We start from the raw sequence: 14,579 nt of genomic DNA, 5'->3' as shown, positions 1-14,579 counted from the left end.
GAGTGACCTTACCGGCCGACGTAGTCTACCAGTGCTTCGGCAAACGTATCGGTGGTGCCGGTGCCGCCCATGTCAGGGGTGACCATATCGCGACGGGATTCCAGCACGTCACGAATCCCCTTGCGGATGGCGGTGGCTTTATCGTCCATGTTCAGGTGGTCGAGCATTTGCGCAGCGGCTAATAGCAGCGCGCAAGGGTTGGCGATTTTTTTGCCTTCGATATCCGGCGCGGAGCCGTGCACTGCCTCGAAGATCGCCGCTTTTTCGCCGATGTTGGCACCCGGTGCCAGGCCAAGCCCGCCGACCAGACCGGCACATAGGTCAGACATGATGTCGCCAAACAGGTTGGTAGTCACTACGACATCGAACTGATGTGGGTTCATGACCAGCTGCATGCAGGCGTTATCGACGATCATTTCCTGGAATTCGATGTCGGGATATTCCTCAGCAACTTCCCGGGCAACATCCAGGAAGAGGCCTGAGCTGGTTTTGATGATGTTGGCTTTATGCACGGCGGTGACTTTCTTGCGGCCATTGTTTTTGGCCAATTCGAAGGCATAACGCACGATGCGTTCGGAGCCTTTGCGGGTCACCTTGATGACCGACAGAGCCGTGTTGCCATCGTCGGTATATTCCTGGCCATCGGCGAGGTAAGCACCTTCGGTGTTTTCCCGCACGGTGATCATGTCAATGTCGTCGTAGCGTGACTGAGTGCCGGGGAAACTGATGGCAGGGCGGACGTTGGCATAAAGGTCAAAATGACGGCGAAGCTGCACGTTGATAGAGGAGAAACCTTTGCCAATTGGCGTGGTGAGCGGGCCTTTGAGCGCGATACCGTGTTTTTCGATGGCATCCAGCGATTCCTGAGGAATCAGCGTGCCGTGTTTGTCCAACGCACCCAGCCCAGCGTCGACAAATTGATAATCGAGGCCGCAGTCCAGGGCGGCCAGGACGCGTAACGTGGCATCCATGATTTCGGGACCGATTCCGTCGCCTTTGATCACTGCTATGGATTGGCTCATCTGCTACTCCTCTAATGGCCGGCAGGCGTCTTCGGTACAAAACCGCATGCCGTATCAACGTGAAAGGTTGAGTGTGGTGGTATCGTCTTTGGGTGGCGTAATGGTACGCCAAAAGGGGGTAAAAGGTCACCTGGTTCGGCACTGGTGTACCGCTTTATTAGACGTTAGGTGCAATGCAGCAGTTTTGCTGTTAGCATACGCCACTTTGTCGCACCCCGCTCAAGCCTACTCTAACCGTACAGACAAAGAATTTTCCTATGACAGCACTGACCCGCGTCTTTTTTTGGCTGATCACTCCGCCCTAGCCCCTGCCTTAATCCCTTGGCTATTGATGGTATTAACGGTGCTGTCATCTTCCAATGCTATCTATTCGCATTTGTTATAAGAATATCTTTGTTCTCAGCTAGTTGATCGTTGGCGGCGTTATTCGCTGGCTATTGGCTTGTCGTTAACCCATAACTCCTGGACCCCCGCATGTACGAAAAATTTAAACAGTCTTGGCTCTCTAATCTTAAGGGCGACACCCTGGCGGGTATCGTCGTGGCACTGGCACTGATTCCCGAGGCGATTGCGTTCTCCATCATTGCGGGTGTCGATCCGAAAGTCGGGCTATACGCCTCTTTCGCCATCTGTGTGATTATCGCCATTACCGGTGGACGCTCGGGCATGATTTCCGGGGCGACCGGGGCCATGGCACTGCTGATGATCACGTTGGTCAAAGATCATGGCCTTGAATATCTCCTGGCGGCGACGCTGCTAACCGGGGTGCTGCAGATCATTGCAGGTTACCTGCGGCTTGCGGAATTGATGCGTTTCGTGTCCCGCTCGGTGGTGACGGGGTTTGTCAACGCATTGGCGATCCTGATCTTTATGTCGCAGTTGCCCGAGCTAACCGACGTGACATGGCACGTTTACGCCATGACTGTTGCTGGCCTTGTGATTATTTATGGCTTCCCCTACGTGCCGGTGATTGGCAAGTCGATTCCGTCGCCGTTGATTTGTATCGTCGTGCTGACAGTGGTCTACATGATGACCGGGATGGAAATTCGCAGCGTTGGCGATATGGGCGAGTTACCCGATAGCCTGCCGATCTTCCTCTGGCCGCAGGTACCGCTGAACTTTGAAACACTAATGATTATTTTCCCAACGGCTCTCATGCTGACGATAGTGGGTCTGCTCGAGTCAATGATGACGAGCACTATCATTGATGATTTAACCGATACCAAAAGCGATAAAAGCCGTGAATGTAAGGGTCAGGGTATTGCCAATATTGGCTCTGGTTTGATTGGTGGTATGGCAGGCTGCGCGATGATCGGCCAGTCGGTGATCAACATTAAATCCGGTGGTCGTCGGCGCACGTCATCGCTGATTGCAGGTATCGCCTTGCTGCTGATGGTTGTCTTCCTTGCCGACTGGGTCTCGCAAATCCCCATGGCGGCGCTGGTTGCGGTGATGATCATGGTAGCGGTAGGTACCTTTAGCTGGGAGTCCATCCGCGATCTTAAGAAGCACCCGATGAGCACCAATTTTGTGATGGTGGCAACCGTGGTGGTGACGGTCGGTACGCATAACCTGGCCATCGGCGTGTTTGTCGGCGTGTTGTTGGCGGCGATGTTCTTTGCCAACAAGGTTGGCAATATTATGTATATTGGCTCGGATGAAGTTGAACCTGGCGTTAAACGTGAATATCAAGTTGTGGGCCAGGTATTCTTTGCTTCGTCAGAGCGTTTTATCGAGGCATTCGATTTTAAAGAAAGCATCGATAAGGTCACCATCAATCTGTCCAGGGCGCACTTCTGGGATATTACCGCTGTTCAGGCGTTGGACCGCGTGGTGATCAAATTCCGCCGCGAAGGTACCGAGGTTGAGATGATTGGGCTGAACGAAGCCAGTGCCACGGTGGTAGACCGCTACGCTGTACACGACGACCCCGTTGCGGTGGAAAAACTCATGGGCGGTCACTAACCACGCAAGGAGTGCACGATGTCTGATCAAAAAAATGTTACTAATTACGTATTAGCCGCTATTGACGGCTCCCAGTTTTCTGAGAGCGTCTGCGATTATGCTTGTTGGGCTAGCTTGTCTCTGGATGCGCCGGTCGTGTTTTTCCACGTAGCCGATAACCATCCACAAACGACTGAAGGCGCCAATTTATCCGGTAGTTTGCGCCTCGGTGCCCGTGAAAAACTCATGGAAGAGCTTTCCGACCTTGACGAACAGCGGGCCAAGATAAACCGCGAGCAAGGCAAGTTGATGCTCGAAGCGGCTAAGGAGCGTGCCGTTAAAGGTGGTATTTCCGAGCCTATTGTACGCCAGCGTTACGGTACGCTGGTTGAGACGTTGGTGGAGCTCGAAAACGATGTACGTTTGCTGGTAATGGGCAAGCGTGGCGAAACCGCTGACCAGGCTAGCGGGCACTTGGGCTCAAACCTTGAGCGCGTGGTGCGCGAGATGCATCGGCCGATTCTGATGGTTCCGCGAGGCGGCTTCAAAACCCCGGAAAAGGTGATGATGGCGTTCGACGGTAGCAAAACGGCGCGTAAAGGAATTGAAATGCTCGCCAAAAGTCCGTTGTTTAACGGTATTGCCTGCCATGTCGTTATCGTCGGCGCCGATACCGGCGAACATAACTCCCAGCTGGAGTGGGCGTTAACCACCCTGCGCGAGGCGGGCCATGAGGCAGAAGGCGCGATTCGCGCGGGTGAGGTGGAAGCAACGCTTCACAGTTATGCAACCGATAATGACATCGACATGATGGTCATGGGGGCCTACGGTCATTCGCGCATACGTCACCTGTTGGTGGGCAGCACGACCACCGACATGCTGCGTAAGAGCAATATACCCGTCCTGATACTGCGTTAAGTGCTTTAAAGCCGGCCCTCTGATGGAGTGTGCCGGCTTTTTTGTCGCCATTTGTGGCGTGTGGTGAAAGAGAGGGCTTCACCGGACGTTGAAGATGGTTCTATGCTAAAGGCAGGGTGTTACCAATTCACTCACAGGAATAGCGGGGTGTTACCTTGAACTTGCCCACCTTAGAAAAAAAACGTGTGGTTTTTAACGAGCGCTCATCGTCTCATCGCTTCTTTGCTGGTTTGTTGAAGCAAGCGGATATCAATATCAACGGCAACCGGCCGTGGGATATACAACTGAAAGCGCCAGGCGTTATCGAGAGCGCCCTTTCGCGAGGCAATTTAGGGTTTGGTGAAAGTTACATGAATGGCGATTGGGATAGCGAATCGCTTGATCAGTTTTTTTATCGCCTTATGCGTGCCCAGCTTCATCAGCGTATCAAGCCCACCAAGCTTATTTATCATTCATTGCGCTCCAGACTGCTCAATCGCCAAAGCGCCAAGCGGGCCTGGGAAGTGGGTGAGAAGCATTATGACCTGGGTAACGAATTCTACTCGGCCATGCTCGACAAGCGTATGACCTACACCTGTGGCTATTGGAAGGATGCTGAAACGCTTGACGAAGCCCAGGACGCCAAGTTGGACCTTATCTGCCGTAAGCTGGAGCTCAAGCCCGGTATGCGGGTGCTTGATATCGGCTGCGGCTGGGGCAGCTTTATGGCCTATGCCGCCGAGCATTACGGCGTTGAATGCGTGGGCCTAACGATTTCCAAAGAGCAGACGGAACATGGCAAGGCACTGATGAAAAGCGGGTTGCCGGTTGAATTCCGGCTACAGGATTACCGCGATGAAACCGAGCAGTTTGACCGCATCGTCAGTGTCGGCATGTTCGAGCACGTGGGGCGCAAGAACTATCGTGAGTACATGGAAGTCGCCAGCCGCTGCCTGAAAGAGGACGGTCTCTTTCTGCTTCACACCATTGGTAAAAATTTAAGTACAACATCAACCGACCCCTGGATTGATAAGTATATTTTTCCTAATGGTGAACTACCCACACTTGGTCGAGTGACCGATGCGGCCGAAGCGTTATTTGTCGTCGAAGATGTCCACAATTTTGGTGCCGATTACGACAAGACGCTGATGGCCTGGCATAAGAACTTTGAAGCCATGTGGCCGAAATTCAAAGATCAGTTCGATGATACATTCTACCGCATGTGGCGTTACTACCTGCTTAGCTGTGCCGCCGCTTTCCGCGCTCGTGAAATCCAGCTGTGGCAGTTTGTGCTCAGTAAGAAAGGTGTCTTGGGCGGATATGAGCGCGTGAGTTAATCATCGTTTAGCAACGATCAACGCCCCCGCGATGGTTATTTTCACTCTGGAACAGACGCTACCTTGATGCGCGAAACCCTGGAAAAGTATCAGGTCTGGCTTTATCTCGTAGCCATCTTTACCGGTATCGGTGTGGGGTCGTATTGGCAAACGGTTCAGGCGTGGGCGTTTGCCCTGTGGCCGCTGCTTGGCGTGCTGTTGTATGCGACTTTCACCCAAGTACCGCTTTTGCATATTTCGCAAGCATTTAAAGATCGGCGCTTTATGAGCGCGCTGGCGTTGGGCAACTTTATTATCATGCCGCTGGTGGTGTGGGGGTTGGCCACGCTGTTTGGGTTGGAAGATGCTGTACTGCTGGGTGTACTGCTTGTGTTGTTGGTGCCCTGCACTGACTGGTTCATCAGCTTTACACACCTCGGGCAGGGAGATAGTGCCAGGGCGATTGCTGCAGCACCGGTCTTGCTCTTGCTGCAGATCGTGCTTTTGCCGCTTTATGTCACGTTAATGATGGGCGAACAGCTTGTCGGCGGCCATCTGCTAAGCGAATTATTGCCTGCCTTTTTGGGGCTAATCGTTACGCCGTTGTTGCTTGCCTGGCTGACCGAAAAAGGAGCCGCGCAATCCGCTGTGCTCAAGCGAGGCGTTGAGGTGATGGGCTGGCTACCCGTGCCTTTGCTGGCCGCGGTGGTGTTTTTGATTGCGGCCTCGCAAGTGCAGTTGATTATTGAGTCACAAGAGATGCTGTGGCAAATCGCCGTGATCTTTGTGCTCTATCTGCTGGCTGCGGCCTTGATCGGCAAGACACTCCACACGCTGTTTCGCCTTCCCACTGCCTCTGGCCGAACGCTGGTGTTCAGCCTCGGCACCCGTAATTCCTTTGTGGTGCTCCCGTTAGCGATTGCGCTGCCCGATATCTGGGCAGCGGCGGTGGTGGTCATTGTCATGCAGTCGCTGATCGAACTGCTGGGTATGGTGGTGTATCTCGCCTGCGTGCCGCGGTTGGTAAAACAGCCGCGGTAAAGGCATGTCAGCCGTGTGACGGTTGGGGTAAAAATGCCGAAGGCTTGCCCGTATAGGTCAGCATTAACCGGTGCATGGCCCGGGTGCAGGCCACGTAAAGCAGGTTACGCTCCATATCGGTGGCATAATTTTTCTCGCTGACGTCCGGCACGATCACCCTGTCAAACTCCAGCCCCTTGGCCATATGGGCCGTGCAAACAATAATGCCCTGTCCAAAGGCACTGCTCTGTTCGCTTAACAGCTGTAGACGCTTGAAGTCCCCCTCCAGAGCGTCAAATATCTTGCGTGCTTGTTTTTGGGTTTTGCACACTATCCCCAGCGTGTTGTGCTCGGATTGCGTGAATGCGTGTGCCATGTCGGCAATCGCGGCGATTTCTTGCTGTCGGTTACGGTAGTGCTCGACCCGGGGCGGTTCGTCGTGGCGCTCGATCGCTTCAAGGTCAGGGTTGTAGGCGATCTGCTGGGCAAACTGGGCGATTTCGATGCTAGAGCGGTAACTCTTGTTGAGGGTAACGCACATGGCCTGGCGTAGTACCTGGCGAATCTCTTCCGACTTGGAGGCACTGTAGGGGTTTACCGCCTGGTAGGCATCGCCAAGGATGGTTTTTTTGCACGGGAATAGCCGTCCGATAACGGCGTACTGCACCGGTGTATAATCCTGCATTTCGTCGATCAGCAAATGCTTGACGTTACGCCACGAGGACTGAACGCCTTCCAGGCGCATTTTCAGATAGATCAACGGGAACACGTCGGCGTATTCCAGCCGCCCGCGTGAGGCCGTTTTGAACATCTCAGGCTGCCCCAGCCAATCGTAAAAGCCTTTGTACGTTTCGCGAAGTGTCGCCCGTTTAAGCATCTTCTTGATCGCGGCCTTGAGCGTGTTGCGTTCTTCGCGCTCCAGGTCGTAGTTATACTGGTTGCCGATCTTGCGTTCGATTTCCCAACTGACCTGTTTCAGACGCTCATTCGTCGGCAGGTGGCGGTGCTTGCGGAAGACTTCTTCAAACAGCCAGGCGGGGACGAGACGCCGGGCAATCCATATATCCTCAGCGCTAAACCGGTTGGCTTCAACGTGAGCCGCGTAGCGATCAAGTTCAGCCAGAAACGCCGATGAGGCCTTGAAGCGCAGACGTGATTTCGCAGCGTCGTCATTTTTCTCGAGTAGTGCGGTACTCTGCTCGAAAAAGCTCTCAAAGCGATACTGACCATCGAGCAATTCATCGGCTAAATCTTCCATGCCGATTTCGTTGACCGTCTCTTCACCCAGCTCTGGGAGCACGTTGGAAATGTAGTCAGCGAACACGCGGTTGGGTGAAATGATCAGAATATCTTCGGAACTCAGCGTGTCTTTAAAGCGATAGAGCAGGTAGGCGATACGGTGCAGTGCAATGGAGGTTTTGCCTGAACCCGCCACGCCCTGAATGATCAGCACATTGGCTTCGTCATTACGGATAATGGCGTTTTGATCGCGTTGGATGGTGGCAACGATGTTCTTCATGCCTTCATCCGAAGCGCGGCTGAGTTCGTCCTGCAGTACGTCATCCACCACGTGCACGGCGCTATCAATCATCAGTTCAATATCGCCGCCTTTGATACGGAACTGACGCTTGAGGGTGATTTCTCCTGCGACACTGCCTTCGGGGCTTTGGTACATCGCCGGGCCTGTTTCGTAATCGTAAAACAGAGAGGCAATGGGGGCGCGCCAGTCGTAGACCTGGTTTTTTCCCGCGAGGTCATCACGAAAGTGATGGACGCCAATGTAAATCGGCTCCTGCTGGCCGTGGCGGGTAAAGTCAAAGCGGCCGAAGTAAGGCGAGTCCTTGAGCTTTTCCAGACGGTTACGCCTTGTCAGGGCGTTATCACCGGTCATCACCGACTGCTGAATGGATTCGCGGGCCGAGATCTTTTCGATGTGATCCATCTCATCGCGGCTATTCCACAGATATTCTTTCTGCGACTGGATATCGTCTGCATAGGCGGTGAGACGTTCGTCAAGTTCGCTGATATTGGCGCGAATGCGTTGCAGAATATCGAGCAAGTGGTGCTGTTCGGCGTCGCGTTGGGTTGGGTCGTTAGCAGTCGTCATGTCTTACCCCACGATTAGTCGTACCCGCAAATCGCCCCCGGCATCCGCCAAAGGGGCGATTTTATGCATGACTATTCACAATGGCTTGCGTAAATAGCTTACCGATTCGCCGCCTGACGGAGCGTATCGGCCTTATCGGTGCGTTCCCAAGGGAAGGCGATAAACGTCTCTTGTTGGGTATGACCTTTATCATCGACCCAGTGGTAGCTGTGCTCGAACGGCTCGCGGCCGAAGTGGCCATAGGCAGCGGTCAGCTGGTACATGGGGTGCTGCAGGTCGAGCATTTTGGTAATGGCGTAAGGACGCAGGTCAAAGTGCTCGCGTACCAGGTCGACGATTTGTGCGTCGGCAATCTTGCCGGTACCGAAGGTATCGATGGACACCGACGTCGGCTCGGCCACGCCGATCGCGTAGGAGATCTGGATTTCACACTTGTCGGCGAGGCCCGCCGCCACGATGTTTTTGGCCACGTAGCGTCCGGCATAAGCCGCGCTACGGTCAACCTTGGACGGATCCTTGCCCGAGAAGGCACCGCCACCGTGGCGTGCCATGCCGCCGTAGGTATCGACAATGATCTTGCGGCCGGTCAAGCCACAGTCACCCACCGGGCCGCCAATCACGAATTTACCGGTCGGGTTGATGTGGTATTGGGTATCATCATCGAGCCATTCGGCGGGGATCACCGGCTCGATAATTTCCCGCTTGACCATTGTACGCAGGTCTTCCTGGTCGATATCTGGATCGTGCTGGGTGGAGAGCACTACGGCATCGACGCCGCAGGGTTGGCCTTCGGCGTTATAGCGGAAGGTCACCTGGCTCTTGGCATCTGGGCGCAGCCACGGCAGCAGGCCGTTCTTGCGTAGCTCGGCCTGGCGTTCCACCAGCCGGTGCGAGTAGTGGATCGGCGCCGGCATGAAGGAGTCGGTCTCGTTGGTGGCGTAGCCAAACATCAAACCCTGATCGCCGGCGCCCTGATCTTCCGGCTTGCTACGGTCAACGCCCTGGGCAATATCGACGCTCTGCTTGCCGATAAGATTGACCACGCCGCAGGTGGCGCCATCGAAGCCTACATCGGATGAGGTATAGCCAATCTCGGTAATCACATCGCGTACCAGGGTCTCGAGGTCCACCCAGGCATTCGTGCTGATTTCACCGGCAATGATCGCGACGCCGGTCTTGACCATGGTTTCACAGGCAACCCGCGCCTGCTTGTCCCGGGCAATAATGGCATCCAGCACCGCATCGGAAATCTGGTCGGCAATTTTATCAGGATGGCCTTCGGAGACAGACTCGGAGGTAAATAAAGTGTTTTGCATCATAATTAAATGTTGATTCTTAAAGAGTGGATAAAATACTGAAATTCAGCGTTTGATTGTCAATGCGCAGCTTTTAAGACATGTTTTTTAAGCTTCAGCTGACACGATGGTAGCCGCCTAAAACGCCTTTTTTGCTGAGCACAAATTGCCAAAGCTGGATATCGCGGGCACGGAAGGCACCTGCACAGCTGAGCAGGTAGTAACGCCACATGCGATAAAAGCGCTCGCCGAACTGATGCTCGAAACGGGGCCAGCTGGCTTCGAAATTTTTGTACCAAGCCATCAACGTTTTATCGTAATCGGCACCAAAGTTATGAAGGTCTTCTACGACAAACAGTGATTCGGCCGCATCGGTGACTTGGCTTAGGGCAGGCAGTTCTCCATTGGGAAAAATGTATTTATCGATCCAGGGATCCGGCGAGGTGTTACGTACATTTTTACCGATGGTATGAAGCAGAAAGAGACCATCCTCTTTCAGGCAGCGGTTGGCGACTTCCATGAACTCGCGATAGTTCTTGCGCCCCACATGCTCGAACATGCCGACACTGACAATGCGGTCGAACTGTTCGGTTTCGTCGCGGTAATCCTGCAGACGAAACTCGACGGGCAGGCCGCTTTTCATCAACCCTTTGCCATATTCGGCCTGTTCACGTGAAATCGTTAAGCCGACGCATTCCACCCCGTAGTTTTCAGCGGCATAGGCCATAAAGCTGCCCCAGCCACAGCCGATATCGAGCACCCGCATGCCGGGCTTGAGTTCCATCTTACGGCAGATAAGATCCAACTTGGCTTCCTGGGCTTCATCCAGTGTTTCAGCCTCTTTCCAGTAGCCGCAGGTGTAGGTCATGCGCTTATCCAGCATGGCAGCGTAGAAGTCGTTACCCAGGTCGTAATGGGCTTCCCCTACCTGAAAAGCACGCTTGGCGGTCTGCAAGTTGATGAGCCGGGTGCGCAGATGGTGAAAAACAAGTTTCCGCGGATTTACTTTATCAGGTAGGCGTGCGCGCAACAGGTGGGTAAAAAATTCGTCTAATTGGTCTGCGTCCCAGTCGCCGTCCATATAGCGTTCGCCCAGGCCGAGATTGCCGTGGGTCAAGGCATCATCAATCACCCCTCGGGCGTTGAGACGCATATCCCAAGGCCGGTTGCCATTGATATGTATGTCGGCTTCTTGAAGTAGCCCAGCAACAAAACGGTGAGAAGAAGATGTTTCGTCAAAAAAAGCAGTGTGAGAAAAAGCTGTGTTGTCCAAATCCATAGCCCTATAGATATATTTTATAAAGGCCTAGTGTGAGGCGCTTTAAAGTAATGGAAGAAGCAAAGGGTGCTTTGGAAGTTGGGCTAGGGTGGAGTAGGCATTCCGGTAGGGTGGGCTCGTTGCATGAATCGAGACTCCTTGGGTGAGAGAGGAAGTGACTGACATTAGCAGCGCGGTATTATACCGAATTTATTCATTAGCTGCCTATGGTAATTACCGCTGCCTTGCCAAGCGGTCGCCCAGCCAAGCCGCTAACAGCCACGCTAAAAGACTGGTAATGACATAGAGGGCGGCTAACAGGAATAACTGCTGCTGATATAAATACAAGGTTTCTAAACCGAACAACGAAAAGGTGGTAAGGCCGCCGCAAAAACCAACCGCTAAAAAGGGTTGCCATCTGGCGATGCCGCCGTGAGACGCATAAGTGCTTTTGGCGGCTACCCACGCAATGATGCACGAGCCAAGCACGTTGACGGTCAAGGTGCCCCAAGGGAAATAACCGCCTAATGCCGCCCACATGCCAAGCGATAAAAGGTAGCGAAACACACTGCCGATAGCGCATCCGGCGCCAACAGCGCTATACAGCTGCCATCGCTTCATGCATTGCCTCCTGCGAGCCACCAGCCAGCGCTAACCATCGCGAAACCCAGTGCACAGGTGGCAAGTAGGTTTGCAACGGCGCTAAGGGCATTGCCGCGTTGCCAGAGGGCCAATGTCTGTAAGCTGAAAGACGAGACTGTGGTATAGCCCCCTAAAACGCCGACGACCCAAAGGGCCCATTGTGAAGAAGGCAGGCCATCAGGAAGCGAAAGCGTACCCAGCAGCCAGCCAGCGGCGAAGGCGCCACTGGTGTTGACCGCCAGCGTCCCCCACGGAAATGAGCTGCCCAGGCGTGTGGCAAGGTTCGTTACAAAAAAACGTCCTACGCCACCCACGGCACCGCCCAGGGCGACCAGCAAAAGGATGGAGAGGTGGTGGCCCATGGGCGCTCCCGCAAGCGTTTTGACGAGCTGATTTAATAGTCAATTTACTAAATGATAACACGACAAACATGGTGTTGATTGGGACCTCTTTCCCGACCACTACGAAGCGTCAAAAGGTCTCACTCGCGCGAACTTGCCAGGGCTGTCGCCGGTCAATAAGTTGGTGTAAAAAGGTAGGCCACAACAATAATGTTTATTGCACCCGCTCAAGTGAGGTTAATCAATGTCTGATCGAGTATTGGCTGCTATCGACAGCTCCCAGTTTTCCGAAGGAGTATGCGACTATGCTGCCTGGGCCGCCAAAGCGCTTGATGCGCCTCTCGCGTTTATTCATGTGGTGGATAACCACCCGCAAACCTCAGAGCCTGATCTGACCGGCAATCTGGGTCTGGGTACACGCGAGCATCTACTGGAAAAACTATCCGACATCGAAGAGCAGCATGCCAAGCTGGCGCGTGAGCAAGGCAGGCTGGTGCTGGACGACGCCAAGCAACGAGCCTTAAAAGCAGGTGTCGAAGCGCCTGATGCCATGCAGCGCAACGGGACGCTGGTGGAAACCCTGGTCGAGCAGGAAAATAGTGTCCGCCTGTTGGTAGTGGGTAAGCGCGGTGAAACCGCTCACCAGGCCAGTGGGCATCTAGGCTCAAACCTGGAGCGCGTGGTGCGCGAAGTGCACCGGCCTATCCTGATGGTGCCCAAGACATTTACCCATCCCGAGAAGGTCATGATGGCCTTCGATGGCAGTAAAACGGCGCGCAAGGGCGTTGAAATGCTGGCTAAAAGCCCGTTGTTTAACGGCGCGACCTGCCACGTCGTCATCGTTGGCGCAGAAACCGCCGAGAACCGTTCACAGCTGGATTGGGCGCTGACGACCCTGACGAGTGCCGGGCACGCCGCCGAGGGTGCGATTCGGGCGGGTGACGTTGAAGAAACACTGCGCGCCTATAAAGAGGAACATGCCATCGATATGCTGGTGATGGGGGCCTACGGTCATTCGCGTATTCGCCATTTACTGGTTGGTAGCACCACCACCGCGATGTTGAGGAAGGCCCAGTTGCCGGTGCTGATTTTACGCTAGGTACCTGCCGCTTGGTTAGCCAGTTGCAACACGCGTTGGGCCAGGCACCAGGCGGCGATAATAAACGCCAGCATCGCACTCAATATGGCAGTAAATGACAGGCCAGCACTGAGTGCCAAGCCAATGGCGGCTGGCGCGATGCCGGTGGAAAATACCATTGCGGCGCTCAGTGCAGATCGAGCCCGGCCCAGGTGTTCAATGCCCCAAAGCTTGATCAGCAGGCCCGAGGCAATCAGCTCTTGAGCGCCCATGGCCAAACCGCCTCCCACCATCAACGCCCAAACGCTTGCGTTCCCCCCTGCCAGTGTGGCAAATAGCATCGCCGCGGCATAAGGAAGCAAGTAAACGCGAGCTAGACGCACCGGGCCGATTTTATCGATCCAGCGGCCGCCCAACAGCGCGCCGGGTAGCTTGGCGATCCCCATGCCGGTAAGGGCCAGCGCATAGACGCTCAGCGAGCTGTCCAGGGCGTCGGTCAACTGCGCCTGGTAAATAAATAGCCCTGTCATGGTGATCGGTAGCGACATAAGCAGCGGCAGTAACGCCCAGAAGCGAGGCTCGCGAAAGGGACGCGGCCCGGTGGTGTCGCGTGTTTTGGGTTTTTTGCCCGGCGCGTTGGACCAGGGTACGCGCTGTAGTAACCATAGCCACGGTAAGGCCAGCACAGCACAAAGCAACCACCAGAAGGACTGCCAGCTTAGCCACAGTAGTGTCACCGCGACGAGCGGTGGAAGCAGCGCTTCGCCGAGGGGTACTCCCAGGCTTGCAAGCCCCATGGCGCGGCCTCGCTGGGTGGTGAATTCACGGGCAGCGAGCGTATTGCCCAGGTGGGTCAACATGCCCTGCCCGCATAAACGCACCAGCCCCAGGCCGAGAATCCCGATCCACCACCAGGGTGAAAGGGTGAGCATTGCGACGCCGGCCAACAGAACGAGCAGCACGGTAATCGCAAACCGGCGGGGGGATATCCAGTCGATGGAAGGGCCATAATACAGCATGACAAACCCCGCAACGAGCGTCACGGCGGTGTAGGCGGTGCCAAACTGGCCGGCGCTAAATTGCCAATGGTCGGCCAGCGGTGCCTGGAAAAGCCCGACAAAAAAGCTTTGTCCAAGGCTTGAGCTGAACATCGCCAAAAAGGCGATACTTAACACACTACGGTGGTCGCGCAGCAGGGTACGATAGCCCATGATGCAGTATCCTTTGCGAAACAAGCTGACGGAGGGGCGCTCGTAAAAGGTTAATCCCCTAAGTATAACAGCAGATCATAAGGAGACGGTGATGAACCATCCCGATATAGACGTAGAGGCTATGAAGGCGCGTTTAATCACGCTGCGCGAGACGCTGATCGACGAAAGTGCTGGCAGTGCCGGGGCTCGGGATACGGTGACGCTGGACCAAACCTCGGTAGGCCGACTGTCGCGTATGGATGCCCTTCAGGGGCAGGCCATGGCCAAGGCCGAAGAGCAGCGTCGTCAGCAAAACGTGACGCGTATCGCGGGCGCACTACAACGCCTCGAACAAGGTATTTTCGGCGAATGTATTGAATGTGGCGAGTGGATTAATATTAAACGCCTGGAAAGCGACCCGCTGGTGCTCAAGTGCATCGACTGCGCTGAGTAGGCCAAATGACAACGG

13 protein-coding genes are annotated in these 14,579 nt (G+C 54.7%); 6 read left to right on the top strand and 7 right to left on the bottom strand.

Annotated features, from left to right (window positions below; translation table 11 throughout):
* Positions 1-8: 8 nt before the first annotated feature.
* Complete coding sequence (locus HXW73_RS13580; protein WP_186253598.1) at positions 9-1,022, bottom strand: isocitrate dehydrogenase; 1,014 nt, start codon at positions 1,020-1,022, stop codon at positions 9-11.
* A 474-nt stretch (positions 1,023-1,496) separates the two neighbouring features.
* On the opposite strand from HXW73_RS13580, the gene HXW73_RS13575 reads away from it, so the two are divergent.
* The 4 genes from HXW73_RS13575 (at position 1,497) to HXW73_RS13560 (ending at position 6,220) form a co-directional block, all read left to right on the top strand.
* Positions 1,497-2,987, top strand: coding sequence for a SulP family inorganic anion transporter (locus tag HXW73_RS13575; protein ID WP_186253597.1), 1,491 nt, complete (start codon positions 1,497-1,499; stop codon positions 2,985-2,987).
* Between the two features lie 18 nt (positions 2,988-3,005).
* The gene (locus HXW73_RS13570) at positions 3,006-3,884 is read left to right on the top strand and encodes a universal stress protein (RefSeq protein WP_186253596.1); all 879 of its coding nucleotides are present in this window, start codon (positions 3,006-3,008) and stop codon (positions 3,882-3,884) included.
* A 155-nt stretch (positions 3,885-4,039) separates the two neighbouring features.
* Positions 4,040-5,200, top strand: coding sequence for a cyclopropane fatty acyl phospholipid synthase (gene cfa / locus HXW73_RS13565; protein WP_186253595.1), 1,161 nt, complete (start codon positions 4,040-4,042; stop codon positions 5,198-5,200).
* A 66-nt stretch (positions 5,201-5,266) separates the two neighbouring features.
* A complete protein-coding gene (locus tag HXW73_RS13560) occupies positions 5,267-6,220 on the top strand; it encodes an arsenic resistance protein (protein ID WP_186256027.1) in 954 nt (317 codons plus the stop codon).
* A gap of 7 nt (positions 6,221-6,227) precedes the next feature.
* Here HXW73_RS13560 and HXW73_RS13555 read toward each other — a convergent pair whose 3' ends face one another.
* From HXW73_RS13555 to crcB, 5 genes are all read right to left on the bottom strand, one after another.
* A complete protein-coding gene (locus HXW73_RS13555; protein ID WP_186253594.1) occupies positions 6,228-8,306 on the bottom strand; it encodes a HelD family protein in 2,079 nt (692 codons plus the stop codon).
* Positions 8,307-8,404: 98 nt separating this feature from the next.
* Positions 8,405-9,625 (bottom strand): methionine adenosyltransferase, encoded by a 1,221-nt coding sequence (gene metK, locus HXW73_RS13550; protein ID WP_186253593.1) that lies wholly within the window; start codon positions 9,623-9,625, stop codon positions 8,405-8,407.
* 91 nt (positions 9,626-9,716) lie between these two features.
* Entirely contained in the window at positions 9,717-10,880 is a 1,164-nt protein-coding gene (cfa, locus tag HXW73_RS13545; protein ID WP_186253592.1) for a cyclopropane fatty acyl phospholipid synthase, read from the bottom strand.
* A 213-nt stretch (positions 10,881-11,093) separates the two neighbouring features.
* Positions 11,094-11,480, bottom strand: coding sequence for a fluoride efflux transporter FluC (locus HXW73_RS13540; protein WP_186253591.1), 387 nt, complete (start codon positions 11,478-11,480; stop codon positions 11,094-11,096).
* Entirely contained in the window at positions 11,477-11,863 is a 387-nt protein-coding gene (crcB, locus tag HXW73_RS13535) for a fluoride efflux transporter CrcB (RefSeq protein ID WP_186253590.1), read from the bottom strand. Before crcB ends, HXW73_RS13540 begins: the two co-directional genes overlap by 4 nt.
* Before the next feature lie 223 nt (positions 11,864-12,086).
* Here crcB and HXW73_RS13530 point away from each other — a divergent pair, with 223 nt between their 5' ends.
* Positions 12,087-12,941, top strand: a complete 855-nt coding sequence (locus tag HXW73_RS13530) for a universal stress protein (protein ID WP_186253589.1) — start codon at positions 12,087-12,089, stop codon at positions 12,939-12,941.
* Here the strand turns inward: HXW73_RS13530 and HXW73_RS13525 are convergent.
* A complete protein-coding gene (locus HXW73_RS13525) occupies positions 12,938-14,131 on the bottom strand; it encodes an MFS transporter (protein ID WP_186253588.1) in 1,194 nt (397 codons plus the stop codon). The genes HXW73_RS13530 and HXW73_RS13525 overlap by 4 nt on opposite strands.
* A 91-nt stretch (positions 14,132-14,222) precedes the next feature.
* On the opposite strand from HXW73_RS13525, the gene HXW73_RS13520 reads away from it, so the two are divergent.
* Positions 14,223-14,564 (top strand): TraR/DksA family transcriptional regulator, encoded by a 342-nt coding sequence (locus HXW73_RS13520; RefSeq protein WP_186253587.1) that lies wholly within the window; start codon positions 14,223-14,225, stop codon positions 14,562-14,564.
* The last annotated feature ends 15 nt before the right edge of the window (positions 14,565-14,579 follow it).

It is taken from the genome of Halomonas sp. SH5A2 (assembly GCF_014263395.1).
Taxonomy (GTDB): Bacteria; Pseudomonadota; Gammaproteobacteria; order Pseudomonadales; family Halomonadaceae; genus Vreelandella.
Note: the sequence above shows the minus strand (reverse complement) of the source record. Positions and strands in the feature narration are given on the sequence as shown.